The sequence below is a fragment of the Flavobacteriaceae bacterium genome, from assembly GCA_014075215.1.
Classification (GTDB): Bacteria; Bacteroidota; Bacteroidia; order Flavobacteriales; family Flavobacteriaceae; genus Polaribacter.
This window is the reverse complement of the sequence record CP046177.1, coordinates 947,920-973,322: the sequence shown is the minus strand read 5'-3', so window position 1 is coordinate 973,322 and position 25,403 is coordinate 947,920. Positions and strand designations below refer to the sequence as shown.

Sequence of the window (25,403 nt, the reverse complement as noted above, 5' to 3'; positions counted from 1 at the left end):
CCGGAACCTGAAACTTAAAACCCGGAACTTTCTTTTCAAACTCTATAATAGACTTTTAAATAAATAAAAAAATCATCATTTTTCTTTTAAATAATTTCGAATAATAACCGATATAAAAAAGTTTCATACCATTTCTCACTTAAATTTACTCAAATTAAAAAACAGCTATTTTTTGATTAGGCAAAAAAGAAAAGGTAAACATAGCGCTACGGTTTCGTTTTATTTTGAAGCATAAGCGAAAAAGGGCAATTTTTAGTGAGTAAATTTAAGTGAGAAATGGTATCAGAAGTGATTGGTATTTTTTAACAGGTAATAATGACTATCTTTTTAGAAAATATATTGCTAAAAATTAGGAAGTTTCAAATAAAAAGCTTATACTTGGTTAAAGTTTTGATACGGTGCAATTGAGAAAGAGCATTTTTTATAGAAACAATTTTATATAATAAGAAGGGGATAATAAATCAGGTCTCGTTAGCTTTCGGGGCCTTATTATTTTATCATATAGTTTCAGGTTTCAAGTTTTCGGATCAAGCAAAAAAGTTGTGAGGAAGACTTGAATAAAAATTTTATCATTTCAGATTTTTTTTAAATGAATATCCATTAAATAACTGTTTATTAAGTTTTTAAACTCTATTGAATGATGCTTTTGCGATTGACTCAATTTAAATGTTTTCAATAATATCTTTAAAATCCCACAAGTTTTCGGATTGATCCAAGTTTTCTGCAAAGGTCTCAACTTTCTAACTTTTCTAAAGCGCATAAAAAAGCCTTATTCATATATGAATAAGGCTTTTCCCTAATAATTTAGAGAAGTACGTACGCTTATACGTAGTACTTTCTATATATTTTTAATTTGCCGTATAGTATAATTCTACTGTATAATCATTAGCAGCAGGCAATAATGTATTGAATGAACCATTCCCTGTAACAACTACATTTGTAGCCGAATTGTAAGCACCTGTTGCCATCATTACCAAAACCCCTGCTGCATTATAAATATCTGCTCTTCTAAACTGTTTTACTGCATTTATTGGTAAATCAGCCGTTTCTGTTAAATCGATTTCTGTAGTTGTACCATTTGTAACACCTGTTAACTGAACCACCAACACTTCATCTCCGGCCGCATTTCTTGTACCGGTAGACCTAGGCGTGCCCAGAGTAATTGCAGTGGCACTGGAAGAGGAGTCCATAGGTATCCATGTTCCGCCATTCCATGTAGAACTTGTATTTCTATAGTAATAAAAACCAAGTGATACAGGCTTTGCACTTGTTCCCATACCATCAGCCGGTATTGGACCTGACCCTGTGTTAAATACTACCAGACCATCATAATAGTTTGGATTATTAGTGATTGACCCTATACTGTTTCTATCAAAAACTTGATGGCTTGCACTACTAGTGGCAACTTGAGTTAGATCCGTTCTTGGAAAAAGAATCCCCTTACTAGCTCCGAAGAATGCGTTGAAACTAGAGGAACTAGATCCATCTATAAAAGCCATACTATTATTCCCTGAAGTATTAGTCCCTTCCGATATTCTAAGCTGTCCAAAAGAAGTTGTCAAACATCCAAAAAGACATAATATTATTAATGTATTTCTCATGATATTATTACTTATAATTAATTACTTTAATTTTATTTGAAGTAGAATAGATATAATAACTCCTATCCTATAAACTAACTAACCTACTACTGGAAAAGGTTAATCCAAGTTACCACATCACAAATAAGAGCACCTCCAGCAGTGCCTTGTAGAGGAATTACAGAGTTATGGGCATTTGTAAATAGTATACCTCTAGCACCACTATTTTTAATAGTTATAATACGACCCGCATTACTAGACGGTGTTGGTAATGTCATAGGTTGACTCCCAGGTCCACTACCAGTGTTGGTAACATGGAATACGTTATTAGCTGTATTTGCCGATTGATCGCCATTTGTTATCGCATCTACAGTTAAAATTGTACCAACCGTAAAGTCAGGGCCAGAAGCAGGTACTAAAGCAATCCAAGCACTACCATTCCAATAGTAAAACCCTGTTGAAGAAGCATTCGTACTATATACAAGTTGTCCTACCCTTACTCCACTAGCAGGAGTACCGGTCATATTTGTACTTACACGAGGGACTGTTAGCCATCGGCACTGGCTAAAGCTCCGCCTGTATTATTACTGGTTCCGGAAGCGCCGGAGCCTACTATATCTAACGTTGTTGCAGGTCCAGCTGTACCCACCCCCACTTGAGCAAATCCGGAAAGTCCCGCTAAGATCATACAAACAGCTATCGTTTGTCTGCTAACTTTAGCTACATTTTGAATAATTTTGTTAATTTTCATTCTTATCTTTATATATTAATAATTACTTAATTCCGGCAAATATACATATTTTTTATATATGAAAAATATATTTTGTTTTTTTCGATGTTTGAGTATGTTGAAAGTTATAAAAATTTAAAAAATGTTCTAATGATTCCGTTTAAGCATTCGGGCGTATTCCATTTTTTATAAACTCGCAAAGGACTAAAATCAATCTTTGTTTTTAGACTCACCAACCGTAAAAGAGCTTCTTATACTTTTATTTCTACTTCCACACCGCTTGGCAGTTCCAGTTTCATCAGCGCATCTATGGTTTTGGAAGAAGAACTGTAAATATCTAACAGTCTCTTATAAGCAGCTAACTGGAATTGTTCTCTCGATTTTTTATTTACGTGAGGCGAACGCAATACCGTAAATATCTTCTTGTTGGTAGGTAAAGGAATCGGGCCGTTTACAACAGCTCCGGTGCTTTTTACCGTTTTTACGATCTTTTCGGCAGATTTGTCTACCAAACTATAATCGTACGATTTTAATTTTATTCTGATTTTTTGACTCATATTTTTTGGTTATTGGTTGGTAGTTGATGGTTATTGGTTTTTATAAACTTTCAACTTTATAACTCCTAACTTTATAACTCTTAACTCTTAACTTTTGCAATGACTTCTTCCGAAATGACGATCGGTGTTTCCGCATAGTGAGAAAATTCCATAGTAGAGGTTGCTCTACCGGAAGACAGGGTTCTCAATGCCGTAACATAACCGAACATTTCCGACAGGGGCACCGTAGCTTTCACTACCTTAGATCCTGCCCTGTCCGACATATCCGATACCTGGCCTCTACGCCTGTTCAGGTCGCCGACAATATCTCCCATATTTTCTTCGGGCGTCAGCACTTCCAGTTTCATAATAGGCTCCATAACCACGGCCTTTGCTTGTTGGGCAGCGGCTTTGTATCCTAATTTTGCAGCTAATTCAAAAGATAGCTGGTCAGAATCTACCGCGTGGAAAGAGCCGTCTTTGAGCGTAATCTTCATCGCATCCACTTCGTACCCGGCCAGCGGGCCGTTTTTCATTGCTTCTTTAAATCCTTTTTCTACGGACGGAATAAATTCTTTGGGTATATTTCCTCCTTTGATTTTGGAAATAAATTCCAGGCCTTGTTTTCCTTCTTCGGCAGGTTCCATCGTAAATATAATATCGGCAAACTTACCTCTACCGCCCGATTGTTTTTTATATACTTCTCTGTGGTCTGCCTTTGCGGTCAATGCTTCTTTGTATTCTACCTGTGGTTGTCCCTGGTTGACATCTACTTTGAACTCGCGTTTGAGGCGGTCTACAATAATGTCCAAATGCAACTCACCCATTCCGGAAATAATGGTCTGCCCGGAGGCTTCATCTGTTCTTACCGTAAAGGTAGGGTCTTCTTCCGCCAGTTTTCCCAAAGACAGTCCTAATTTATCAATATCTGCTTTGGTTTTGGGTTCTACGGCAATACCGATTACCGGATCCGGAAAATTCATGGATTCTAATACGATAGGGTGTTTTTCCGAAGACAGAGTATCTCCTGTTTTAATGTCTTTAAAACCTACGGCAGCTCCAATATCTCCGGCTTCTATATACTCAATGGCATTTTGTTTATTGGAGTGCATCTGGTAGATACGCGAAATACGTTCTTTTTTACCGGAACGGTTGTTCATGACATAGGAACCGGCATCCAAACGTCCGGAATAAGCTCTGAAAAATGCCAAACGCCCTACGAAAGGGTCTGTTGCAATTTTAAATGCCAATGCGGAAAAGGGTTCTTTTGCATCGGGTTTACGAGCAATTTCTTCTCCGGTATTCGGGTTTGTTCCTACAATAGCTTCCTTATCTGTCGGAGATGGCAGGTAACGGCATACGGCATCCAGTAAAAACTGAACTCCTTTATTTTTAAATGCGGAGCCACAAATCATAGGAATGATAGACATGTCCATAACGGCAGCTCTTAGTGCGGCATGCACTTCTTCTTCCGTAATGGAATCTTCATCTTCCATAAATTTTTCCAACAAGTTTTCATCGTATCCGGCTACTTCTTCAATAAGGTTTGCTCTTAGTTCGGCAGCTTCGGTTTTTAATTCTTCCGGGATATCAATCACATCAAATGTGGCTCCCTGGGTATCTTCGTGCCATACAATGGCTCTGTTTTTTACCAGATCTACAATTCCTTTAAAATCTGCTTCTTCTCCAATGGGCAATACAATAGGTACGGCATTGGAGCCCAGCATGTCTTTTACCTGTTGACATACTGCCAGAAAGTTAGATCCCTGGCGGTCCATCTTATTTACAAATCCCATTCTGGGCACTTTGTAGTTGTCAGCCAATCTCCAGTTGGTTTCGGATTGCGGTTCAACGCCATCAACGGCGGAAAATAAGAATACCAACCCGTCTAATACACGTAATGACCTGTTTACTTCCACAGTAAAGTCTACGTGCCCCGGAGTGTCAATAATATTGAAGTGGTATCCTTTGGCATCTGCGGTGGGTTTTCCGTTTTCAGTCGGAAAATTCCATGTACAGGTAGTCGCAGCAGAGGTAATGGTAATCCCTCTTTCTTGTTCCTGCTCCATCCAATCCATGGTTGCCGCGCCGTCGTGTACTTCACCTATTTTATGAGATACGCCTGTATAATAGAGGATGCGCTCGGTGGTGGTGGTCTTGCCGGCATCGATATGTGCGGCAATACCTATATTTCTCGTAAATTTTAAATCTCTGGCCATTTTTACTAAAATCTAAAGTGAGAGAATGCCTTGTTGGCTTCTGCCATTTTGTGTGTATCTACTCTTTTTTTAACTGCTGCTCCTTCTTCTTTGGACGCAGATAAGATTTCGGCAGCCAGGCGTTGTGCCATGGTTTTTTCGTTGCGCTTTCTGGCATACGAGATCATCCATTTGACCGCCATAGACACTTTACGGTCGGGTCTGATCTGCATGGGAATCTGAAAAGTGGCTCCCCCCACACGCCTGGAACGTACTTCTACATGTGGCATTACATTAGACAAGCCGTCTTTCCAAACTTCCAACGCTGTTTTTTCTTCATCTTCTTTTTTCTGTTCTACAATGTCAATGGCATCGTAGAATACTTTGAATGCTACGGATTTCTTACCGTCCCACATCAGGTTGTTTACAAAACGAGTGACTAACTGGTCATTAAACCTCGGGTCGGGTAACAAAACTCTTTTTTTAGATCTTCTTTTTCTCATGTTTCTTCATTTAAAAGTTATATTACTTTTTCGGGCGTTTTGCCCCGTACTTAGATCTGCGTTGAGTTCTTCCCTCAACTCCCGCCGTATCCAAAGCACCACGTACAATATGGTACTTTACACCAGGCAAATCTTTAACTCTTCCGCCTCTAACTAATACTATCGAGTGCTCTTGCAAATTATGTCCTTCTCCCGGGATGTACGCATTGATTTCATTACCATTGGTCAACCTTACCCTGGCTACTTTACGCATAGCCGAATTGGGTTTTTTAGGTGTAGTGGTATACACTCGCGTACAAACGCCCCGTCTTTGAGGACAAGATGTCAAAGCAGCCGATTTACTCTTCTTAGTTATTTTGGTTCTTCCTTTACGAACTAATTGTTGAATAGTTGGCATACTAATAGGTTACTGTTTTCGTTTTTTATTAAATTTTACTCTCTGAACTCGTTTTTTAAGAGTGCGCAAATGTACAATTAATTTCTTTTTAATCAAATATCCAAACTTTATTGGGTGCATAACATTTTGTCGTTTTAAGCAGCTTTATTTTTCTCAGTACAGATTAGGTTAACTACTTTGTTCCATTTATCACTCAGTTTAGTTGTTCTTAATGTGAGCATATTTTGAGCTCCAATTTTAGACCAACGTTGTCCAGAGAGTTTCATTCTTTTTTGAACAACCTCCCTGTTAGCTGCTTCTATGGCTCCAGATCCTATAATACCTGCTCCTGTATTTTGATATTGCTGATAGTCCATACGCGACCTATTTTCGGTATAATATGTGATAAGTTGGCTTTGTTGTTTACGTTGATTTTGCTTTGTCAATTCTAAGTTTTTGATATTCTCAATGACTTGATTTACTTGACTGTTTTTTAGTAGTTGCTCCTGTTGACCAACCCAACTGTTATATGACTCTTGATTAGAGAGACAAACCTTAGCAAAATCGTGTAAATGTTCTAAAGCATGATACCAATCCAATATTTGTGTGGCAAAAGGGTAATGTTGATCTACCCATTTCCATATCCATCTAGCACCATCACCAACAAAAATCAGTCGCTTATCAATACTCCTGTAACAGCCTAAGTATCTATCCATTCTATCTGTAAACTTATCAGCTTTGCCTAAATATGCTTCATACAACGAATGGCGTATCCATCCACGTTTATTTGATATGTCCATACAGCTACTCTGTTTAAAAATTCTGCCTAATTTTACTTCTTTCCAAGCCTCTTCCCGAGTGAAAAGCATCGACCCATCGACCATAGCATATATGCACTCTTGGTTATCTACCTTAAGAATATCAGGTTCAACGGCATCAACCTCCAATACTTTTTCTTGCTCTAATAAACCACCATAAAAGTCTGTGACTCTGTAAAGCTGCATCGCATTGACTGAAACACCTAGAAGATTCGATAAAACTTCATGACCATCTCCATAACAATCGTTTTGACCAATATAAATCATTTTGTCTTGCATATAGGGACTTATCTTAAATCCATTGACTTTTTCACTAAAGGGATGAGTGTTGTTAATCTCTATCTTTCCGTAACGTGATAAGTTTTTTTTTACGCCTGTCTTTAGATGGTTCGCTTATACTTCTCTCTAAAACCTCTCGACCATAGTCCGTCCATATTTGATCAAAAGTCTTTTCGTAATCATAGTAACTCTTTATGTTTGATAATTTTGCTATCGCTTGATAACGCTTCTTGGCTTGGGCTAAAAATTCCTCTTCGCTAATCATAATGGTGTCGCTTTTAAAAGTTAATCCTTAAAAATAACTATTTCGCGACAAAATGTTATGCACCCACTTTATTTTTGGCAAGCCTTTTAAAAAAATGGATAACTCGTCGGTTTTTATTATATTTTTGACATCATTCGTAATACCGTTTAAAGTTTGAAAGTTCCAAGTTTAAAGTTTTGCCTTGTTATTACTGAAAAAACAATATTATTTTTTCAGGTAAAATCAAAGCGCAAATGGTATCATCCTATGTTTCGTATTCGTTTTTTATCCGGTATCTATATTCTTGTAGCCAGCTTACTGATCCAGGGAAGTTTTGCGCAAAAATTGACCTTTACAATAAGTGCAGAAGATGCTATTGAACATGCATTCCTGCAAAAAATAGCTTACGATACGATTCACAAAGACAAGCATTCTTTGAATTTGGAGGTTGAAAAAATTGGGAGATTTCTAAAAAGAAAGGGGTATTTTTTATACGAAACCTCATTTATGGAAGAACCGGCAGGAAAATATACCGTAGTTTTCAAACTTGGTTTTCGGGTAACAAACGTACATATATATATACCTAAACAGGTTCATCATCCTAAGAGAGGTGATACGCTAGTATTAAAAACCGCTGAAGTGGAACCTTTTTTAGAAGCTTTGACAAGGAGTAAAGATCGTGAGGGAAAATCCTTTGCCGAAGTGTCTTTGGAAAAATTCAGGCTGAAAGATACTATTTTATCGGCAACTCTAAAAGTGAAAGAGAAAAAGAGCAGACGGGTGGATGCTTTTATAGTAAAAGGTTATGAGGCCATTTCAAAAAAAATCATCCGACATGATCTGAATATCAATAAAGGAGCTCTTTTTAATAAAGAAAAGTTGAAAGAAATTTCCGGGTTGACAAAAGCATTGCCTTTTGTAAGTGAGATAAAACCTCCTGAAGTGCTTTTTACCAAAGATTCCACGGTGCTCTACATCTATTTAAAGAAAAAAAATAATAACAGTATTGACGGAATTGCTTCTTTTGCTTCAAATGAAAACAGTGGAGAGCTGCTCTTTAACGGGATGTTGGATTTGAAATTGAATAATATTTTGAACGGTGGCGAGCATTTATCCATATTGTGGAATAGTGTCGGCAATGAAAGACAGGCGTTTTTTTTTAAAACTAATATTCCGTATATCTTTGATTCAAAGTTGAGCCCGGAGCTGCAATTTGACCTATACAAACAAGATTCTACTTTTTTAAACACTTCGTTTCATGCTAAACTCTCATACAAGATCAATAATATCTCCGGGATTTCTTTTAATTATTCTGATCGTACTTCCAACAATTTAAAAGAAGATATCACGAATAATGCTGTTGAAGCATTTGATAATAGTCTATACGGCGTCGGATATCATTATAAAAATGCTACGTTCAAATACACTCAAACGGCAATGACTACCTTATATGTCGAAGTACTGTTTGGAACCAGAAACAGTGTTGTTCTTCCAACAGAAAAGCAAACCAAATTCCATATGGAGTTTTCAAAATTATTTGTATTAAACAGCAGAAACCAGTATTATCTGAAAAATGAAACCGGAGTATTGATTTCCGATTCTTTTTTAAATAATGAGGTGTATCGAATCGGAGGAGCAAATAGCATCCGAGGGTTTAATGAGCAAAGTATATTTACGCCTCAATATTCCTTCTTTAATCTTGAGTACAGGTATTTAACCTCTGCAACATCGTATTTGTATTCCATATCGGATATTGGAGTGGCTAAAAAAATAAACAACACTTACGAAACACTTTTAGGCCTTGGAATAGGGTATCTGACCACCCTCAATACTTCTCAGATAAACCTGGGCTATGTGCTTGGCAAATCATCTTCTTCAACTTTTGATTTTAGCAATTCAAAACTTATGGTTAGCTGGAAAGCCTTTTTTTGAAAGAGGTATCGTTGGAAAGTTAGACCTCACAAATTGAACTCATTTAAACTTTTTCAATTTACTAAAAACTTCTAATGTTCGCTTAAATCCAAAAAGTTTAAATGAGTTCAATTAGACCTCACAGGTTTTTAAAAACCTGTGAGGTCTTGAAAATCAAAAATGGTATTATAGAATACTACAGGAATGTGTTATTTTTGCATATATAACTATTTAAAGTTTACATGTATGGTACCACCCAACTGGATTACTGTTAAACAATATAAAGATATTACCTATAAAAAATCAAATGGGGTAGCTAGAATTGCTTTCAACAGGCCGGATGTAAGAAATGCATTTAGGCCCAACACAACTTCAGAGCTATACGATGCATTTTATGATGCAGGAGAAGATGTGTCGATAGGCGTTGTATTGTTGTCTGCAGAAGGGCCTTCAAGTAAAGACGGGGTATATTCTTTTTGTTCCGGAGGAGATCAAAAAGCTCGCGGATACCAGGGTTATGTTGGTAATGACGGTTATCACCGCTTAAATATTCTGGAAGTACAACGTCTGATTCGCTTTATGCCAAAAGCAGTTATTGCAGTGGTTCCCGGATGGGCTGTTGGCGGGGGCCATAGCTTGCATGTGGTATGCGATTTAACATTGGCAAGTGAAGAACATGCTGTTTTTAAACAAACGGATGCAGATGTTACTTCTTTTGACGGGGGATATGGCTCAGCTTATCTGGCGAAAATGGTCGGACAAAAAAGAGCACGTGAGATCTTTTTTTTGGGAAGAAATTATTCGGCGCAGGAGGCATGTGAAATGGGAATGGTAAATGCTGTAGTACCACATGCAGATCTGGAAAATACAGCTTATGAATGGGCACAGGAAATATTGGCAAAATCACCGACTTCCATTAAAATGTTAAAATTTGCCATGAATTTAACGGATGATGGGATGGTGGGTCAGCAGGTATTTGCCGGGGAGGCAACAAGATTAGCCTATATGACAGAGGAAGCAAAAGAAGGAAGAGATGCATTTTTAGAAAAAAGAAAACCAAATTTTCCAAAGAAATGGATACCGTAAATCAGAGGGTAACTCACAACCGACACATATGAAAATAATTTGCATTGGACGTAATTATGCCAAACACATAGCAGAATTAGATAATGAAAAGCCGGAAAGCCCTATTGTCTTTCTAAAACCTGACTCATCCATCTTGCCAGAGAATCACCCGTTTTTTATTCCACCGTTCTCTGACGATATTCATTACGAAGTAGAAGTTTTAGTAAAAATTAATAAGGTAGGAAAACATATCGCGACAAAGTTTGCTCATAAATATTATGATAAAATCGGTTTGGGAATCGATTTTACAGCTCGTGATATTCAGGCGTTGTGTAAAGAAAAAGGATTGCCGTGGGAGAAAGCAAAGGCTTTTGACGGAAGTGCTGTTGTAGGAGCATTTTATCCAAAAGAGGACTTTGATTTGGAGCATTTAAAATTTCAACTGGTAAAAAATCATGAAGTGGTGCAAAACGGAAATACAAATGCCATGCTGTGGAAGATAGATGAATTGATTAGCCATATCTCTCAATACTTTACATTAAAAAAAGGAGATTTGATCTTTACAGGTACGCCGGCAGGAGTAGGAAAAGTCCGGGAGCATGACATATTAACAGGAACCATAGAAGGGAGACAAGCTTTCCGGATACAAGTAAAATAAAAGGCATTGGAAAGCTTTAAATAGTTCAACTTTCAAACCCGAAAAAAAAATGAATGCAGAGATCATTACGATTGGAGATGAGATTCTTATAGGTCAGATTGTTGATACCAATTCACAGTGGATTGCCAACGAGTTGAATAAAATAGGGGTTTCCGTCTATCAGATATCGTCCGTTCAAGATGATAAGCAACACATATTAAATGCTCTGAAAGAGGCAGAAGAGCGAGCTGATATGGTAATCATAACAGGAGGTTTAGGCCCCACAAAAGACGATATTACCAAACATACGATCGCTGCCTATTTTGAAGACAATATGGTTGAGTACCCCGAAGTAATAGCACATATTAAAAAACTATTCAAAAAAATAAATCATCCTTTTAAAGAGATTCAGAAGCAGCAGGCACAGATTCCGTCAAAAGCGACTTTGCTGATGAATCGCTTTGGTACTGCTCCCGGCATGTGGTTTTATGAAAATGATACGGTATTTGTTTCTATGCCCGGAGTTCCTTATGAAATGAAAGAGTTGATGAAATATGAGGTATTGCCTAAAATTCAGCAACAATTCAAGCTGCCTTTCATCATTCATAAAACCGTTATGACTTATGGCCAGGGGGAGAGTATCATAGCCGAACGTATTGAAGATTGGGAAAATAGTTTGCCGGATTTTATAAAACTAGCCTATTTACCTTCTTTTGGCAGGGTACGATTGCGTTTATCTGCCAAAGGGATTAATAAGCAACAGTTGGAGACTGTACTGACAGAAAAATTACAAGAATTGGAGCTGTTAATTCCGGACATTATTACCGGGTTTAATGAAGAGGAAACCATTGAAAAAGCAGTAGGCGTATTACTTGGAAACTACAATAAGACCGTGTGTACTGCCGAAAGCTTAACAGGAGGAAAATTAGCCGCTACTATTGTTTCCGTACCGGGAGCATCTGCTTATTTTAAAGGAAGTTTTGTTACTTATACAGCGGAAATGAAGCAGGATATACTGGGTATTTCAAAAGAATGTATTGAGAAACATTCGGCAGTGAGTAAAGAAGTAGCAAAGCAAATGGCTGTAAATGCGCTGGAAAAAGCAGCTACGGATTATGCCATCGCTGTAACAGGAAATGCCGGACCAACGACAGATAATACGAGCACGCCTGTTGGAACGGTGTTTATCGGCCTGGCCACGAAACAGGGTTCGACTGTTTATGAGTTTAATTTTGGACAACCGAGAGAAAAAGTAATTCGCAGAACAGTGAATAAATCACTGGAAATGCTTCATGAAGAAATTCTAAAAATAATTTGACAAAAGTTAGGGGGTTTGAAAGTTGAAAAGTGTAAAAGTTGGAAAGTGTTCAACAAACTTTCTAATTTTTCAACTGGCATTAAAGATATAACTAAGTTATCAGCAATACTGTAAATGAATAAAAGTCGATTTATTTATTATGACGATTCTAAGCACCCAAAAGCAGAATTCTTTATGGGTGCATTCATCTATTCTGAAAGGGATTTAAATGAAGAAATTAGTCAGTATATATCCGCAAGTGGATTGGATCCAAAGAAAGATGAATTTAAAAGTCGTCTAAGAATGAATCAAAATCCGGAACAGAAAGAACTCAGAAAATATTTAAAAAGACTGATTAATGATATTAAAATTGCTGTTGTCATTACTGCCCCAAACGAAACAGACTTTAAAACTTATACTAGCAAAGCGCTAATTCAACTGATTAAAAATAATCAAGAGGAATTAATATTTCCGTTGAACGTATTTTTAGATGAAGGCATATATAAGAATCAAAATGATAATGATTATAAGTCGCTTCTTTCATTATTAAACCGTGAGCAGGTAAACTTAAACATTGAACAAGATTCCAAAGTAATTAAAGGGATTCAATTAGCGGATTTGGTTGCACATACTTGCTCAATAATGATGAAAGAATCATTAGGGCTGATAAACAAAACAATAAAAGCAGGGGGCAATTCTGGTTATGACTCAGATACGGATATTGAGATAGGTTTTGAAATGTGGGCTGGAATTAGATACAATTTCTTTTCAACTCCTCCTCCGCATCCAGATGAATGGAAAAGTCAATTAGATTGCATTGCAACAGTTGGAAAAAAAGGACTATTTATTTCAGATTCTTGTAATAAGAAAATTGAAGAGGCAGGAAAAAGTAGGTTTGGTGAAATGTACTTAGGGTGCATTCACTAAAAAACAGATAAGACAAATTACACATTTAGCTTTTAGAAGCCACAAACAACTCTCTCACTTCTACATCCAAAATCTTTGCAATTTCATAAAATGTTTCAATTGACGGCTGCATATCATTAGTACACCAACGGGAAACTGTGGATTTGTCTTTGCTCAACTGATCTGCTAACCACTTTGCAGACTGCTCTTTTTCAACAAGAACTATTTTTATTCTATTGTACCGTTGTTTTGACATTTAATCAACTAAGTTTCGTATTGTGCAAATATAATTGATCCAAAATCAACCGAAATTTAGAAAAGTTTTCTATATTCGCTTATAAGTTTTCGTAAAACGAAATCTAATATTCTTAAATCGAAAAAAATCGAGTGAATTATAAAAAATGAAAAAAATTAAAATCCAGCCCAAACATCGCAGAAGAACCTATGATGAAATATGGATTCCTGAAATTAAGACGGAAGGCAAATGGTTGGAAAAGTTGGGGTTTAAACAAGGGGAACATGTGAAAGTGGAATGGAAGCGAAAAAAATTGATAATTACCTTGATTGAAGATGAAGAAAAAGCCGATAACAAGATGTATAGCTCATAGTTGTTTAGTGGTTCACGAAAGATTCTGCCTATCTGCAAGTTCCGCCAAATCTGTGATTTGGCTTTGTGGTAAACTGAAACTTTTGTACTTTTATCACAACTAGGAGCCATACATGGGTCGTCAAAATAACTTGGTATAAAATAAGACCGCTTACGCTGCTAGAATTAAGACCTTTAACTAGATGACATTCTATATTGGTCTAGTTATAATTAGCCGGTTTAGAAGAATTCCTCGAAATAAAAATCTCAAGGAGGTCTTTTGGATAGTATCTAAATCCTTTTCTTTTTCGCAAAACTTTCCCTTTTACTTTAACCCGAATGATATTATTGAGACCTTTGCCGTCAGGTTTGTACTTTAAAGAGGTTGGAACTTTTAACTTGAAACCCTCAAACTTTTAAACTTTAAACTCTATTTTACTGTAAGCGCATCAAAATTATCCGTCACAAATCTAAAACCTGATCGCAATAATCTTTCAGGGTATACTCTTCTGCTTTTTAAGAGCAATTCCGATTCTGTTCCAACGACTTTAGCACCTAATTTTAAACACCATTTTGGAATATGAAGGCCTAAAAAAACACCTAGCTTTTTTCTTAATTTTTGCTGAAACGTTTTATTCATCAGAGGGTTTGGAGCGCACAGATTATAGATTCCTTTTTCCCCGTTAATTAAATAAACCATTGAACGAATATAATCTTCTTCCGAAATCCAACTGATAAATTGTTTTCCGGAGCCTTGTTTTCCTCCAAAACCGAATTTTGTCAATCTTTTCATGATGGGGAATGCTCCTCCTTTATTTCCTAGTACAATAGCGGTTCTCGTGATAATTTTCTTTGTTTTCGGCAAATCATGTGAATTAAAAATCATTTCCCACTTTTTGCAAACATCCATAGAGAAATCAACTCCTATTTCACCTCTCTCTTCAGTCATTAACCTGTCTTCCGAATGACGGTAAATAGTTGCCGATGAAGATTGTATAAAAATCTTTGGCGGATGTTTCAATTTTTGAACCACCCTACACAAAATATGAGTACTTTCTATTCTGCTTTTATAAATTGCTGCTTTATTTTCTTTTGTATATCTGCAATTAACAGATTTGCCTGCCAGGTTAATTAAAACATCCGTATTTTCCAGGAAAGAACTCCAATACCCTTCTGTTTTTCCATCCCATTGCAAATACTGAAGATTTCCCCGATTTAATTTTTGTTTCCGACTAAGAATAAAAACGGTATTCTTAACATCTTTTAAAAAATGAGTAGTTAATAATGTACCCAAATAGCCTGTTCCTCCTGCGATTACTATTTTCATGCCTTTAGTGATTTTTTAATGGAACTTATTATATAGATGAGATAACCGGCTATTGTCATTGGAACAACAACAATTCCCACAACAATCAGGAATATTTCATTTAAAAAGTTCCAATCTATCAGCCATAGAGAAAAATATACCAAAACCATCATCCAATAATAGGTGAGTTGATCTTTCAACCTCTTTTCCAGTTTTTTCCAGAAAAAAATCATAACAAGTGAGCTAAGCACTTGAATGATACCGAAGAAAATTTCAACAATAAAACCGTACCAAATGGTTATAAAAAGGAATACTGTTATCAAAAAGCTTATTTGGTTAACAATGAGAATACTGTATATTATTTTTCTCGCTTTCATATTTTATATTTTAAACTTTCAGCAATTATTGAAATATTTTATCCCTTAATGATTTTGGTAAAATTTGACAACAACCAATGTTCATCAGCTCTGATAACGCTCTCCAAAATTCCGTTTATTTTGTTGGTTACTCCCGAAAGGTCATTTAAAACTTTTTTAAACTCTTTTGCTTCTTCCGAATTGTCTTTAATTTGCTGTAATTCGTCCAATGTCTTTAATACGGGTTCTATTTCTCTTTTTTTACGTTCTTTGGTAATTTGCTTGAAGAGTTCCCAAATATCTTTTTCCGCGCCAAAGAATTCCTTTCGTTCTCCCACTATATATTCTTTTTGAACAATTCCCCAGTCGATCAAAGCCCGTACATTCATATTCACATTTCCTCTGGAAATTTTTAATTCGTCCATGATATTTTCAGTAGATAAAGGCTTTTCGGAAATTAATAACAGCGCGTGAACTTGTGCCATAGTTCTGTTAATTCCCCAACTCGTAGCTAAACCACCCCAGGTTTGAATGTATTTTAACTTTGCTTCTTGTAAATTCATATAACAAATATACAAATTTATTTTAATAATTTCAAAAATTATTGAAAATAAAATATTTTATATTACTTGCATCTTTTTCAATATCTTTTATGTCTCATTAGTGAATGTAAAAACTAATATATCATGAAAACAAATAAAAACCAATGTACTTGTGCCTGTGTAGGATGTTTAAATGGGGATTGTACTGATTGTACATGTGAAAACTGTACATGTTCCTGTTGTAATGGTTAACTAATCATATTAGAATGAGTACAGTTGATAACTACAAGCTCTTGACTGTACTCTATAACACAAAACGTTGATATATGACGACTCAGGAAGTTTGGACAACATATGCTAATGATATAAAATATTTTATAATCAGTAAAGTAAAAGATAAAGCCATTGCTGACGATATTGTTCAGGATACTTTTTTAAAAATCCATACCAAACTGCATACGCTTAAAAATATCAATAAATTGAAAGCGTGGATTTTTACTATTGCCCGCAATACTGTTATAGATTATTTTAAGAAATCCAATCAGACTTTTGAAACTTATCTTCTGAAATCGGAAACAGAAATTGAACAAGATTATCATACGGAAAAAGATTGCTTACGGGGTATTCTGAAAGGGCTGCCCAAAAAGTATCGTGATCCTCTTTTTTTATCTGATATCAAAGGGATGAGACAATCTGAAGTTGCAAAACAATTAAAGCTTTCTGTTCCCGCTGCAAAATCACAAATACAACGTGCCAGAAAGCTAATTGCACAAGGGTTTATAAATTGTTGTGGGTTTACATTGAATGATCAGGGGTATTTAGTAGGAGAAATGCAGGAAAAAGCGAATTGTAAAATCTGCAAATAATAACACAAACAAAAGATGTCAGAAATTGAACTCATTTAAACTTTTTCAATTTGCTAAAAACTTCTAATGTTCGCTTACATCCAAAAAGTTTAAATGAGTTCATTATAAGAATAGGCCTCCCCATTTATTTGTGGTATATTTTGCCATTACTTTTGTCCTAAAAAGCATCATTACTGCAAAAAAAATCAATAAAAATCCTTTTGTATTAACTGAAAGAGGTGACGGTATACATGGGTTAATAGGAAATTATTTTAAAATTATAATGGCAGGACTGTTTATATATGCTTTACTATTTTCATTAGTTCCGGCATTTCATGATTATTTTTTACCCATTCCATTTTTAAAATTTCGCATTTTAAAAATTATTGGTATCTTTTTTTCAATAATCTCTTTTATGTGGATTGTAATTGCACAATATACCATGAAAAATTCATGGAGAACAGGTATTGATAATTATGAGGCCTTTGCAAAATAGTGATATATTCCGTATTAAAATTGATTTGGCTTCAAATTTCTTTCTTCTCGAAAATTTTAAATCCTCAAAACCAACAGGTTATTCCGGTTGAAAATGTTCTTCGGGCGTCGAACTTTTTTGCCAAATCAATTTTGCAAAGGTCTCATTATATGAAAACCAGACTGTGATTACTAACGGCTTGTTTAGAATTTCCAGAAACCCGGTTTTTTTAGGGATGATAGTAAGTATGATATGTCTGGTAATGGTTACTCCGAATACGGTAACTCTGTTATTCTGTGTGGTTAGCTATATTTTGATTCAAATTCAGATACGTCTTGAAGAGGAATTTTTGAAGGATCAACACGGTAAAGTGTATATTGAATACCAACAAAAAACGAGAAGATTCATATAAAAAAATTATAGGAGGAGACATTTGCAAAATAGTGATATATTCCGTATTTGAATTGATTTGACTTCAAATTTCTTCCCGTTTATTTTGTATTTTTACCTCCAATTCAATTGAATCATTATGAAAAAATACACGATATACTTGCTTTTGTTTGTAACAATTGCTTTTTCCGGCTGTACATCCGAAAAGCCGACGAAAGCCACGTTTGTAGAAGAACATTATACTAAGCAGGAAGTTGCTATTGCTATGCGAGATGGTATAAAATTGCATACCACCATTTATACTCCGAAAGATAAAAGCAAAAAATATCCTATTTTACTACAGAGAACGCCATATAGTTCTCGTCCATACGGAGAAGGAAAAATGCGAATGAGTATTGGCCCGAATGTCAACTTAATGAAAGAAAGAAACATTATTGTATACCAGGATGTTCGAGGCCGTTGGATGAGTGAAGGGGTTTATGACAATATGAGGGCTTATATTCCCAATAAAAAATCGGACCAAGATACGGATGAGGCTTCCGATACCTATGATACCATAGAATGGTTGGTAAATAATGTGGAGAACAATAACGGAAAAGTAGGCACCTGGGGTATTTCTTATCCCGGATACTATGCAACGGTTTCTGCAATTGATGCACATCCGGCATTAAAAGCTGCCTCACCTCAAGCTTGTATCGGAGATTTCTTTTTTGACGATTTTCATCATAACGGTGCTTTTTTATTGAGTTATTTTAGAGCAATCTCTTTATTTGGAACCTATAAAGATACGCCTACGGATACGGCTTGGTATTCTTTTCCGAAAATGAATACACAGGATCAATATCAGTTCTTTTTGGACAAAGGTCCATTGAAGAATTTAAACAACTATTTTCGGTACGACCAATTGGATAATACCACTCTGAAAAATCCCGATAGAATTGATGATTTCTTTTGGAAAGAGATCATCGAACATCCGAATTATGATACTGTTTGGCAAAGCAAGGGAATCATCCAACACATGAACAAAGTCCCGTCTTCTGTTGCTACAATGATTGTCGGCGGGTGGTTTGATGCCGAGGATTTATATGGCCCGCTGGAAACCTATAAAGGAATTGAAAAACATGGTAAAGATAACTACAACACAATAGTTTTTGGCCCTTGGGATCATGGATCTTGGGCAAGAAGGCGCGGGCAAAATATTGTTGGAAACTACTATTTTGGCGACTCTATTTCCGAATTTTTTCAAGATAAGATTGAAACCCGGTTTTTTAATCATTTCCTAAAAGGAACCGGCGATAAAAACTCCGGGTTGCCCGAAGCTTATGTTTTTGATTCCGGAAAAAAAGAGTGGTGCGAGTTTGACAGCTGGCCTCCTAAAAATGTTATAAAGGAGTCTTTTTATTTAGCTAAAGGTCAAAAATTAAGAAAGAATGAAAAGCTTATTCGAAAAATATCATTTATCAGCGATGTAAAAAGGCCTGTCCCCTACTCCGAAGATATTAAAACGGTTTTTACTCCCAGAAAATATATGACTGACGATCAGCGCTTTGCTGCCAGAAGGCCGGACGTTTTGGTTTTTGAAACGGACATTTTGGAAGAAGATATGACTTTAGCAGGAGCTATTACGGCCAAGTTGAAAGTTGCTACTACCGGCACTGCGGCAGATTGGATTGTAAAAGTAATCGATGTACATCCTGCCGACGCCAAGAACGACGAAAAAAACAAGAGTATGCAGAAGCATTTAAAAATGAGCAACTATCATTTGATGGTGAGGAGTGAAGTAATACGTGGTCGTTTTAGAAATAGTTTTAGCCATCCGGAACCCTTTGTTCCTAACAAAAAAACCGATGTAACTATTACGTTTCAAGATGTTTTCCACACTTTTAAAAAAGGGCATAAATTACAGATTCAGGTACAAAGTATGTGGTTTCCGCTGATTGATTTGAATCCCCAGACGTATGTAGCTAATATTTTTAAAGCCGAGGAAGCAGATTTTAAAGCACAAACACATACCGTGTTTACCGATTCCAGTATTGAGTTTTCTGTTTTAAAATAAACCATTATGAAATTCACTTGTACTGTTCACATTCATAAACCTCAACAGGTAGTTGCTGACTTTTTCGTAAAGCCTGAATATTTAAAAGAATACCAAGAAGGGTTTCAAAAAAAAGAACTGATATCCGGAAATGCATGGGAGGTAAATGCGGTTTCCAAATTGTATTATCAGAGTGGTAAGCGGAAAATGGAATTAACAGAAACTGTTTTAAAGAACGACTTGCCTGGTGAGTTTCTCGCAGCGTATTATCACACGCATACGGAAAATACCATGAAAAGTACTTTTACTGTGGTAAGTGCTAATGAAACCCGATACGATGCTGAAATTCATTATACAAAGTTCAAAGGAATTATTATAAAAGTCACAGCTTTTTTATTTCCTTTTTTTTTAAAAAAGCAGGTACAAAAATGGCTGGTTAATTTTAAACATTTTGTAGAGAGGCAATAAGTGAACTTACTGGATATGCAACAAAAAATGGTACAAAAAGTTAAGCTACATTTTTGATTTGATATAATTTTTCAAATTCGATGATATTTTTGTAACCAAGAGCAGAATGTCTTCTGTATCTGTTGTACCAAGTTTCTATGTATTCAAAGACTTTAATTTGAAGACTTTTGTTGGATATAAACTTATTGTCTATCATTAGTTCTGTTTTGATTGTTTTAAAAAAAGATTCAGCTACTGCATTATCCCAACAGTTTCCTTTTCTACTCATACTGGGTGTTACATGATAACTTTTAAGGATATTAACAAACGCATGAGATGCGTATTGTACACCTCGATCAGAATGAAAAATCATACCTTCACAAGGCATTCTGTTGTTTACAGCCATTCTCCATGCAGCAATGATAGTTTGTCTTGCTTTGAGTCCATTGCTCAAAGACCAACCAATGACTTTACGATCAAACAGGTCAATAATTACCGTTAAGTACAGCCATCCTTGTGCAGGCTTTAAATAGGTAATATCAGAAACCCATTTCTGTGCAGCAGCCTTTAGATTAGCAAATAGAAATAATTACTTAAAATAAAAACATAATAGTTATGATGAAATTTCTTTTTTTGCTTCTTTTTTTCTTTGTTAATAACTCTTATTTTGTTGATAACCAAAAACACAAAAGAACGGAGTGAACTTTAGCGGCCAGCTAGCTTTTTAGAGCCATCCCCCGTATTAGTCTCCGTTCTTTTTAAAAGTTACTTAGAACCATATAGAATTTCAGTTTCTGCCCTTATTAAAGGTCTTAGTTTAAGTAACTATTATTAATATCTAATTACAAAATTATGAAAACAAATGAAATTATCGGAATCGATGTCAGTAAATTATTAATTGATGTTTGTATCTATTCTAAACAAATTGTTCAACAGTTTGAGAACAGTAAATCTGGATTTAAATTAATGCTAAAGTGGAGTTTTAAAAATTCGTCTTTCTCTAAAGAAGAAACCATGTTTGTATTTGAACATACAGGAATGTACTCTCATTTATTATCTGTGTCTTTAACTGAACAAAAATTATCTTTTTTCATAGCTTCTGGTTTAGAAATTAAAAGATCTATTGGTATTGCTCGTGGAAAGGATGACCAAATTGATGCCAAACGCATTGCTCTATATGGGTATCGATTAAAAGAAGAACTTAAACCCAGTAAGCTACCTAAAAGAAGTATATTACAACTAAAAAGTCTCTTATCTTTAAGGACAAAACTTAACAAACAAAGAGCTGGTTTTAAAGTTACTTTGAAAGAACAAAAAAGAATTTATAAAGCAAAAGAGTATAAAATAATCTTTGACGTTCAACAAAAAATGATTGCAGAACTAACCAAACAAATACACAAGATTAATACTCAAATGCAAGCTATTATTGACCAAAATATAATGTTAAAAGAAACCTATAAACTTGTTACTAGTGTTAAAGGTATAGGAATGCAAACTGCTATAATGATGATTGTGTTTACTGACAATTTTTCAAAATTTGAAAACTGGAGAAAGTTTGCCTCTTATTGTGGTGTTGCTCCTTTTCCTTACCAATCTGGAACTAGTATTAAAGGACGTACAAAAGTCTCTCATTTGGCTAATAAAAAATTGAAAGCAATTATTAATATGTGCGCTATTTCTGCTATACAACATAACCCAGAAATGAAATTATACTATCATAAAAGAATAAAACAAGGCAAAAGTAAAATGAGTACCGTTAACATTATTAGAAACAAATTAATAGCAAGAGTGTTTGCCGTTGTCAAACGACAAACACCCTATGTAGATACTTTTAAATTTGCTGCATAAATTAGTAAAAATAATATCTCAACTTTTACTTGTTTTTATCATAGAATACGGTAGCTTTAAAATCTCTATCCAATACATTATCAGCTACTGGATATTGATGCTTAGAATCTGTCGTGACAACAAATTTCTTTTTACGAACTGCTTTAATCCCGTGTTTTTTCATCAATCGTGCTACCCTAGACCTAGATACTTTAAACCCTTTAGCTTTGAGTTCCTCTGTAATTCTAGGACTTCCATAAGTAGATTTACTTCGCTCACAGATACGGTGAATCTCAGAGAGTAGCATACGATTTTTTCCATCTCTATCTGATGGAACATAATTCTTACTCCTGTAATAACTGTTTCTACTAATTTTAAAAATTTTACACATCTTCCCAACCGGATATTCTCTACTGTAATCTTTGATAAATTTCAATACTTCCGATCGCTCTTGGAGAAGATGCTCACGGCATTTTTTAAGATATCCCGCTCCATGGTAACATCCTTGAGCTGTTTACGTAATCGCTCTAACTCTTTCTGATCTTCTGTGAGTTGTTTGACGCCATTACCGCTAAAAGCTAAATCAGGACGCTGTTCTAATTCTCTACGCCATCTGTAAATAAGATCTGCACTGATTCCCAATTCCATGGCAATCTGCTTTGTGTTACCTCGTACATTGCTTAATTCTACTGCTTTAATTTTAAACTCTTTACTGTATTTTCTTCGTTTCATATGGTTAAGTTATTTTAGATAAAATTAGCTTAACTCTTTGTCACTCTAAATGTAGCAAGTCCATACTTTACAACCTTTCTAACTTTAAAAAAATCTCCTCAATATATTTGGATATAAAGAATTATTTTTGTAAGTTTTACTTCGATTATCAAAGTAAAAGGACTATGGATTAAAAAAAAATTGAAACCAATTGAATTTTAATACCCCCTATACCTTTTCAGACGTCTTGTTTCGTTGCACGATTTTTAGAAACGTCTTTTTTTGAATAAAACAAAAAAGGCATAAACCGGGCAGTATGTAAATGTTTACTGTTCCGGTATAGAAACAGAGGCATTCCAAAAAAATGCCTGTAAAAAACTATCCGGTAATTGTGGTTTATATGGAACACAGCAAAACCGGTGCGTATTAACTAATTTTAATAACTTTAAACGATGAAAATGAAAAAAGTATCATTTATCAAAATCGGGGTCTTGGTCTTTGGCCTATCTTTGTTCTTATGGAACTGTATCCGAGAAGACTTTATGAATCCTCAAAACACCGTTACTTCTAACCAACTCAAGTATTCCTTAACCAAAATATCCTATCAGGAACTACTTACAGACAAAGAAATAAAACCCTCTTTACCTCTGATTGAAAGACGATTTTCTAAGCACTCGCCACAAAGCATCTACAGCAGAAGTGCTACTGAGGTTGCAGCAGGCCTCACCATTTTTACCGATGAGATTAACAGAATTGTCATAGACGATGTCATTACCTGGACATTTCAGACAGAAAGCCCTGTTTTGGAAACTTCTGATTTTGAAAACTTTTTGGTAAAAAAACACAATGGTGTGTTTACCTATTTTTTGGTCTCTTATGAGTTCACTGACCTTACCGATTCCGAAACATTGTATGAGAAAGCCACTTCCTGAAGAATACCTAAGATTGGAGGGCCTCAACCTGTCTTTCAGAGATCCTTTTGACTGGGTTTTTCCGAATGGTGGTAGTGGTACGGGTAGCGGTCCTTGTGAAAGTATTTTGGTATATGGCCAATGTAATCTGGGAGGCAATGCGGACGGACACTGGCCGGTTTTGCAAAACGATGGGGTTACCTATTGTAGCGGTAGTCCGCTGTTATATATAGATTTTTCACACTGTGAGAACTACGGTGTTCCGGACCCTCCTGTGGGAGACCCGCCGGGAGGAGATGACGGCTCCGGAGGAGATCAGCTTATTGGAGGTGGAGGTAGCGGCGGAGGAAGCTCCGGTGGTGATGGAGATACAACACTTACGGCTCCTGTTGAGTTGGCAGACCCCAGATGTCCTGAGGGTAGTGGAAAGGTGATGATAGACGGTGTTTGTGTATGTCCTACAGGTTATACAGAAGATGATAATGGAAAATGTATTTTAGATGATTGCGATACTTCCAAAGAAGATTTAAAAAAGATTTTCCCCAATGCAAGTGATAGCAACTTAGCTACTTTGGCAGCAGTAATCAATGAAAAAGGAAAAGATTTTGGAATTAATACCAAAGAAAAACTTCAACACTTTTTGGCACAAGTAGGACATGAAACAGGTGGATTAAATACTTTAAATGTTACAGAGAGTACCTATTGGACAACTGCGAGTAGTTTAACAAGCACATATACTAAGTTTACTATGGATTCTGCTCAAGCAAGTACAAATGCTAAGTTATATTATGCTCCTGACTATTTAAGAAATTCATCCGGAGTAGCAAATATAGCTATGTGCTGTAGAATGGGTAATGGAAATGTTGCTAGTGGTGATGGCTACAAATATAGAGGGCGAGGAATGTTACAATTAACAGGGGAAAAGAACTATACGGCTTTTAAGACGTGGTATAATAATAAATATGACCCTGATAAAGATTTCGTGACTAATCCTAATTTAGTCTCAAGTAACGATACTATAGCAATATTAAGTGCTTTTTGGTACTATAAAAGATATGTTTTAAACGGAGATACTTTTGATAATCCAACAGTAACAAAAATCACTAGAATAATCAATGGTAGAGCTTTAAAAGGATTAAAAGCCAGATTTCAAAAAGCAAAAGATTCAATAAACTGTATAAATTAAAATAAGATGAAAAATAATAATTATATAAAATTAGCGACAGTATCGATTTTATTGTTGGGTTTGATAGTAATGTCTTTTTCTAGTAATAATCAACAACCGGATGTTGTAGGAACTTGGATTTCTAATGATGATAATCTTTGGAAAATTACATTCACAAATGATGGAAAAAGGAAAGATTATTATGAAGGAGAGTTAATAGTAACATACACATATAACATATCGTCATCTTGTGGAGAGGAAACATTAACAGATGAATATTTCATTAAATCAGAAGAACAAGACGGATTAGGTTATAGTTGTGATCTTATAAATAATATTTATACTGACAGTAATGGAGAAGTTACCCTATCAATTACATCTGAAAATGGTAAATTACATTTATTTACTAAACAATAAATTTGTATCATAAATAAAGAAAGCATTTCCTTAAATGTGTAACTGTTATACAGAAGGTGATAATAGAGATATGCCTTAGATAATTGTAGAAGGTTTAAAGAAAATTGCCCCAAATGTTAGTGATGTATCTTGGCTACTTTGTTAGCATTGACCAATGAAAAAAGGAAAGATTTGGGGTTAATACTAAAGAAAAACTACAACACTTTCTGGCACAGGCCGGACATGAAAGTAGTTTTGCTCTCGCAGGAAAAGATGAGTTTGAAGCTTTTGAAGAAAATTTGAATTACAGGTGGGCCAAGTTGGGAAAAAA

The 25,403-nt window shown here is 35.4% G+C and carries 31 protein-coding genes; 15 read left to right on the top strand and 16 right to left on the bottom strand.

Annotation, left to right across the window (positions count from 1 at the left end):
• Window positions 1–848: 848 nt before the first annotated feature.
• The 9 genes from GKR88_04955 to GKR88_04915 form a co-directional block, all read right to left on the bottom strand.
• Window positions 849–1,601, bottom strand: a complete 753-nt coding sequence (locus GKR88_04955; protein QMU63698.1) for a hypothetical protein — start codon at window positions 1,599–1,601, stop codon at window positions 849–851.
• Window positions 1,602–1,687: 86 nt separating this feature from the next.
• Complete coding sequence (locus GKR88_04950) at window positions 1,688–2,104, bottom strand: hypothetical protein (GenBank protein ID QMU63697.1); 417 nt, start codon at window positions 2,102–2,104, stop codon at window positions 1,688–1,690.
• Window positions 2,105–2,127: 23 nt separating this feature from the next.
• Window positions 2,128–2,331, bottom strand: coding sequence for a hypothetical protein (locus GKR88_04945; protein QMU63696.1), 204 nt, complete (start codon window positions 2,329–2,331; stop codon window positions 2,128–2,130).
• 230 nt (window positions 2,332–2,561) lie between these two features.
• Window positions 2,562–2,867: a 30S ribosomal protein S10 gene (gene rpsJ, locus GKR88_04940; GenBank protein QMU63695.1), complete on the bottom strand. Its 306-nt coding sequence runs from the start codon at window positions 2,865–2,867 to the stop codon at window positions 2,562–2,564.
• Window positions 2,868–2,947: 80 nt separating this feature from the next.
• Window positions 2,948–5,065 carry an elongation factor G gene (gene fusA, locus GKR88_04935; GenBank protein QMU63694.1) on the bottom strand — a complete coding sequence of 706 codons (2,118 nt, stop codon included), beginning with the start codon at window positions 5,063–5,065 and terminating at the stop codon, window positions 2,948–2,950.
• Between the two features lie 5 nt (window positions 5,066–5,070).
• Window positions 5,071–5,547 (bottom strand): 30S ribosomal protein S7, encoded by a 477-nt coding sequence (rpsG, locus tag GKR88_04930; protein ID QMU63693.1) that lies wholly within the window; start codon window positions 5,545–5,547, stop codon window positions 5,071–5,073.
• 22 nt (window positions 5,548–5,569) lie between these two features.
• On the bottom strand, window positions 5,570–5,944 hold the full coding sequence (locus GKR88_04925) for a 30S ribosomal protein S12 (GenBank protein ID QMU63692.1): 375 nt from the start codon (window positions 5,942–5,944) through the stop codon (window positions 5,570–5,572).
• A 134-nt stretch (window positions 5,945–6,078) separates the two neighbouring features.
• On the bottom strand, window positions 6,079–7,020 hold the full coding sequence (locus tag GKR88_04920) for a hypothetical protein (protein QMU63691.1): 942 nt from the start codon (window positions 7,018–7,020) through the stop codon (window positions 6,079–6,081).
• A 52-nt stretch (window positions 7,021–7,072) separates the two neighbouring features.
• Window positions 7,073–7,285 (bottom strand): hypothetical protein, encoded by a 213-nt coding sequence (locus GKR88_04915; protein ID QMU63690.1) that lies wholly within the window; start codon window positions 7,283–7,285, stop codon window positions 7,073–7,075.
• Between the two features lie 246 nt (window positions 7,286–7,531).
• On the opposite strand from GKR88_04915, the gene GKR88_04910 reads away from it, so the two are divergent.
• From GKR88_04910 to GKR88_04890, 5 genes are all read left to right on the top strand, one after another.
• The gene (locus GKR88_04910) at window positions 7,532–9,196 is read left to right on the top strand and encodes a hypothetical protein (GenBank protein QMU63689.1); all 1,665 of its coding nucleotides are present in this window, start codon (window positions 7,532–7,534) and stop codon (window positions 9,194–9,196) included.
• Between the two features lie 225 nt (window positions 9,197–9,421).
• On the top strand, window positions 9,422–10,261 hold the full coding sequence (locus GKR88_04905) for a 1,4-dihydroxy-2-naphthoyl-CoA synthase (protein ID QMU63688.1): 840 nt from the start codon (window positions 9,422–9,424) through the stop codon (window positions 10,259–10,261).
• A 28-nt stretch (window positions 10,262–10,289) separates the two neighbouring features.
• Entirely contained in the window at window positions 10,290–10,898 is a 609-nt protein-coding gene (locus tag GKR88_04900; GenBank protein ID QMU63687.1) for a 2-hydroxyhepta-2,4-diene-1,7-dioate isomerase, read from the top strand.
• Between the two features lie 49 nt (window positions 10,899–10,947).
• Window positions 10,948–12,195: a competence/damage-inducible protein A gene (locus tag GKR88_04895; protein QMU63686.1), complete on the top strand. Its 1,248-nt coding sequence runs from the start codon at window positions 10,948–10,950 to the stop codon at window positions 12,193–12,195.
• A gap of 174 nt (window positions 12,196–12,369) precedes the next feature.
• Complete coding sequence (locus GKR88_04890; GenBank protein ID QMU63685.1) at window positions 12,370–13,101, top strand: hypothetical protein; 732 nt, start codon at window positions 12,370–12,372, stop codon at window positions 13,099–13,101.
• A 25-nt stretch (window positions 13,102–13,126) separates the two neighbouring features.
• On the opposite strand, the gene GKR88_04885 is transcribed toward GKR88_04890, so the two are convergent.
• Window positions 13,127–13,336 (bottom strand): helix-turn-helix domain-containing protein, encoded by a 210-nt coding sequence (locus GKR88_04885; protein QMU63684.1) that lies wholly within the window; start codon window positions 13,334–13,336, stop codon window positions 13,127–13,129.
• A 145-nt stretch (window positions 13,337–13,481) separates the two neighbouring features.
• Here GKR88_04885 and GKR88_04880 point away from each other — a divergent pair, with 145 nt between their 5' ends.
• Entirely contained in the window at window positions 13,482–13,688 is a 207-nt protein-coding gene (locus GKR88_04880; GenBank protein QMU63683.1) for a type I addiction module toxin, SymE family, read from the top strand.
• A 408-nt stretch (window positions 13,689–14,096) separates the two neighbouring features.
• On the opposite strand, the gene GKR88_04875 is transcribed toward GKR88_04880, so the two are convergent.
• From GKR88_04875 to GKR88_04865, 3 genes are all read right to left on the bottom strand, one after another.
• A complete protein-coding gene (locus GKR88_04875; GenBank protein QMU63682.1) occupies window positions 14,097–14,993 on the bottom strand; it encodes a TIGR01777 family protein in 897 nt (298 codons plus the stop codon).
• The gene (locus GKR88_04870) at window positions 14,990–15,172 is read right to left on the bottom strand and encodes a hypothetical protein (protein ID QMU63681.1); all 183 of its coding nucleotides are present in this window, start codon (window positions 15,170–15,172) and stop codon (window positions 14,990–14,992) included. The genes GKR88_04875 and GKR88_04870 overlap by 4 nt, the downstream gene beginning before the upstream one ends.
• A 215-nt stretch (window positions 15,173–15,387) precedes the next feature.
• Window positions 15,388–15,891, bottom strand: a complete 504-nt coding sequence (locus tag GKR88_04865; GenBank protein QMU63680.1) for a transcriptional regulator — start codon at window positions 15,889–15,891, stop codon at window positions 15,388–15,390.
• Between the two features lie 305 nt (window positions 15,892–16,196).
• On the opposite strand from GKR88_04865, the gene GKR88_04860 reads away from it, so the two are divergent.
• The 5 genes from GKR88_04860 to GKR88_04840 all read left to right on the top strand — a co-directional run bounded on the left by GKR88_04860 (window position 16,197) and on the right by GKR88_04840 (window position 20,083).
• Entirely contained in the window at window positions 16,197–16,736 is a 540-nt protein-coding gene (locus GKR88_04860) for a sigma-70 family RNA polymerase sigma factor (GenBank protein QMU63679.1), read from the top strand.
• A 130-nt stretch (window positions 16,737–16,866) separates the two neighbouring features.
• A complete protein-coding gene (locus tag GKR88_04855) occupies window positions 16,867–17,211 on the top strand; it encodes a hypothetical protein (protein QMU63678.1) in 345 nt (114 codons plus the stop codon).
• A 124-nt stretch (window positions 17,212–17,335) separates the two neighbouring features.
• Window positions 17,336–17,602 carry a DUF1295 domain-containing protein gene (locus tag GKR88_04850; protein ID QMU66644.1) on the top strand — a complete coding sequence of 89 codons (267 nt, stop codon included), beginning with the start codon at window positions 17,336–17,338 and terminating at the stop codon, window positions 17,600–17,602.
• A gap of 117 nt (window positions 17,603–17,719) precedes the next feature.
• Window positions 17,720–19,636 (top strand): CocE/NonD family hydrolase, encoded by a 1,917-nt coding sequence (locus GKR88_04845; protein QMU63677.1) that lies wholly within the window; start codon window positions 17,720–17,722, stop codon window positions 19,634–19,636.
• A 6-nt stretch (window positions 19,637–19,642) separates the two neighbouring features.
• Window positions 19,643–20,083 (top strand): hypothetical protein, encoded by a 441-nt coding sequence (locus GKR88_04840; protein QMU63676.1) that lies wholly within the window; start codon window positions 19,643–19,645, stop codon window positions 20,081–20,083.
• A 40-nt stretch (window positions 20,084–20,123) separates the two neighbouring features.
• Here the strand turns inward: GKR88_04840 and GKR88_04835 are convergent, their stop codons facing one another.
• The gene (locus tag GKR88_04835) at window positions 20,124–20,600 is read right to left on the bottom strand and encodes an IS3 family transposase (GenBank protein ID QMU63675.1); all 477 of its coding nucleotides are present in this window, start codon (window positions 20,598–20,600) and stop codon (window positions 20,124–20,126) included.
• Window positions 20,601–20,914: 314 nt separating this feature from the next.
• Between GKR88_04835 and GKR88_04830 the strand changes: the two genes are divergently transcribed.
• Window positions 20,915–21,910: a transposase gene (locus GKR88_04830; GenBank protein QMU63674.1), complete on the top strand. Its 996-nt coding sequence runs from the start codon at window positions 20,915–20,917 to the stop codon at window positions 21,908–21,910.
• A 25-nt stretch (window positions 21,911–21,935) separates the two neighbouring features.
• Here GKR88_04830 and GKR88_04825 read toward each other — a convergent pair whose 3' ends face one another.
• Together GKR88_04825 and GKR88_04820 are read right to left on the bottom strand one after the other, a co-directional pair.
• Window positions 21,936–22,280 carry an IS3 family transposase gene (locus GKR88_04825; protein QMU63673.1) on the bottom strand — a complete coding sequence of 115 codons (345 nt, stop codon included), beginning with the start codon at window positions 22,278–22,280 and terminating at the stop codon, window positions 21,936–21,938.
• Between the two features lie 41 nt (window positions 22,281–22,321).
• Window positions 22,322–22,621: a transposase gene (locus GKR88_04820; GenBank protein QMU63672.1), complete on the bottom strand. Its 300-nt coding sequence runs from the start codon at window positions 22,619–22,621 to the stop codon at window positions 22,322–22,324.
• Window positions 22,622–23,058: 437 nt separating this feature from the next.
• Here GKR88_04820 and GKR88_04815 point away from each other — a divergent pair, with 437 nt between their 5' ends.
• Genes GKR88_04815 through GKR88_04805 form a run of 3 tightly spaced genes read left to right on the top strand, consistent with a single transcriptional unit; the run spans window position 23,059 to window position 25,093 of the window.
• Entirely contained in the window at window positions 23,059–23,532 is a 474-nt protein-coding gene (locus tag GKR88_04815; protein ID QMU63671.1) for a hypothetical protein, read from the top strand.
• Window positions 23,513–24,697 (top strand): hypothetical protein, encoded by a 1,185-nt coding sequence (locus GKR88_04810; protein ID QMU63670.1) that lies wholly within the window; start codon window positions 23,513–23,515, stop codon window positions 24,695–24,697. The genes GKR88_04815 and GKR88_04810 overlap by 20 nt, the downstream gene beginning before the upstream one ends.
• A gap of 6 nt (window positions 24,698–24,703) precedes the next feature.
• Window positions 24,704–25,093, top strand: coding sequence for a hypothetical protein (locus GKR88_04805; GenBank protein ID QMU63669.1), 390 nt, complete (start codon window positions 24,704–24,706; stop codon window positions 25,091–25,093).
• Window positions 25,094–25,403 lie beyond the last annotated feature (310 nt).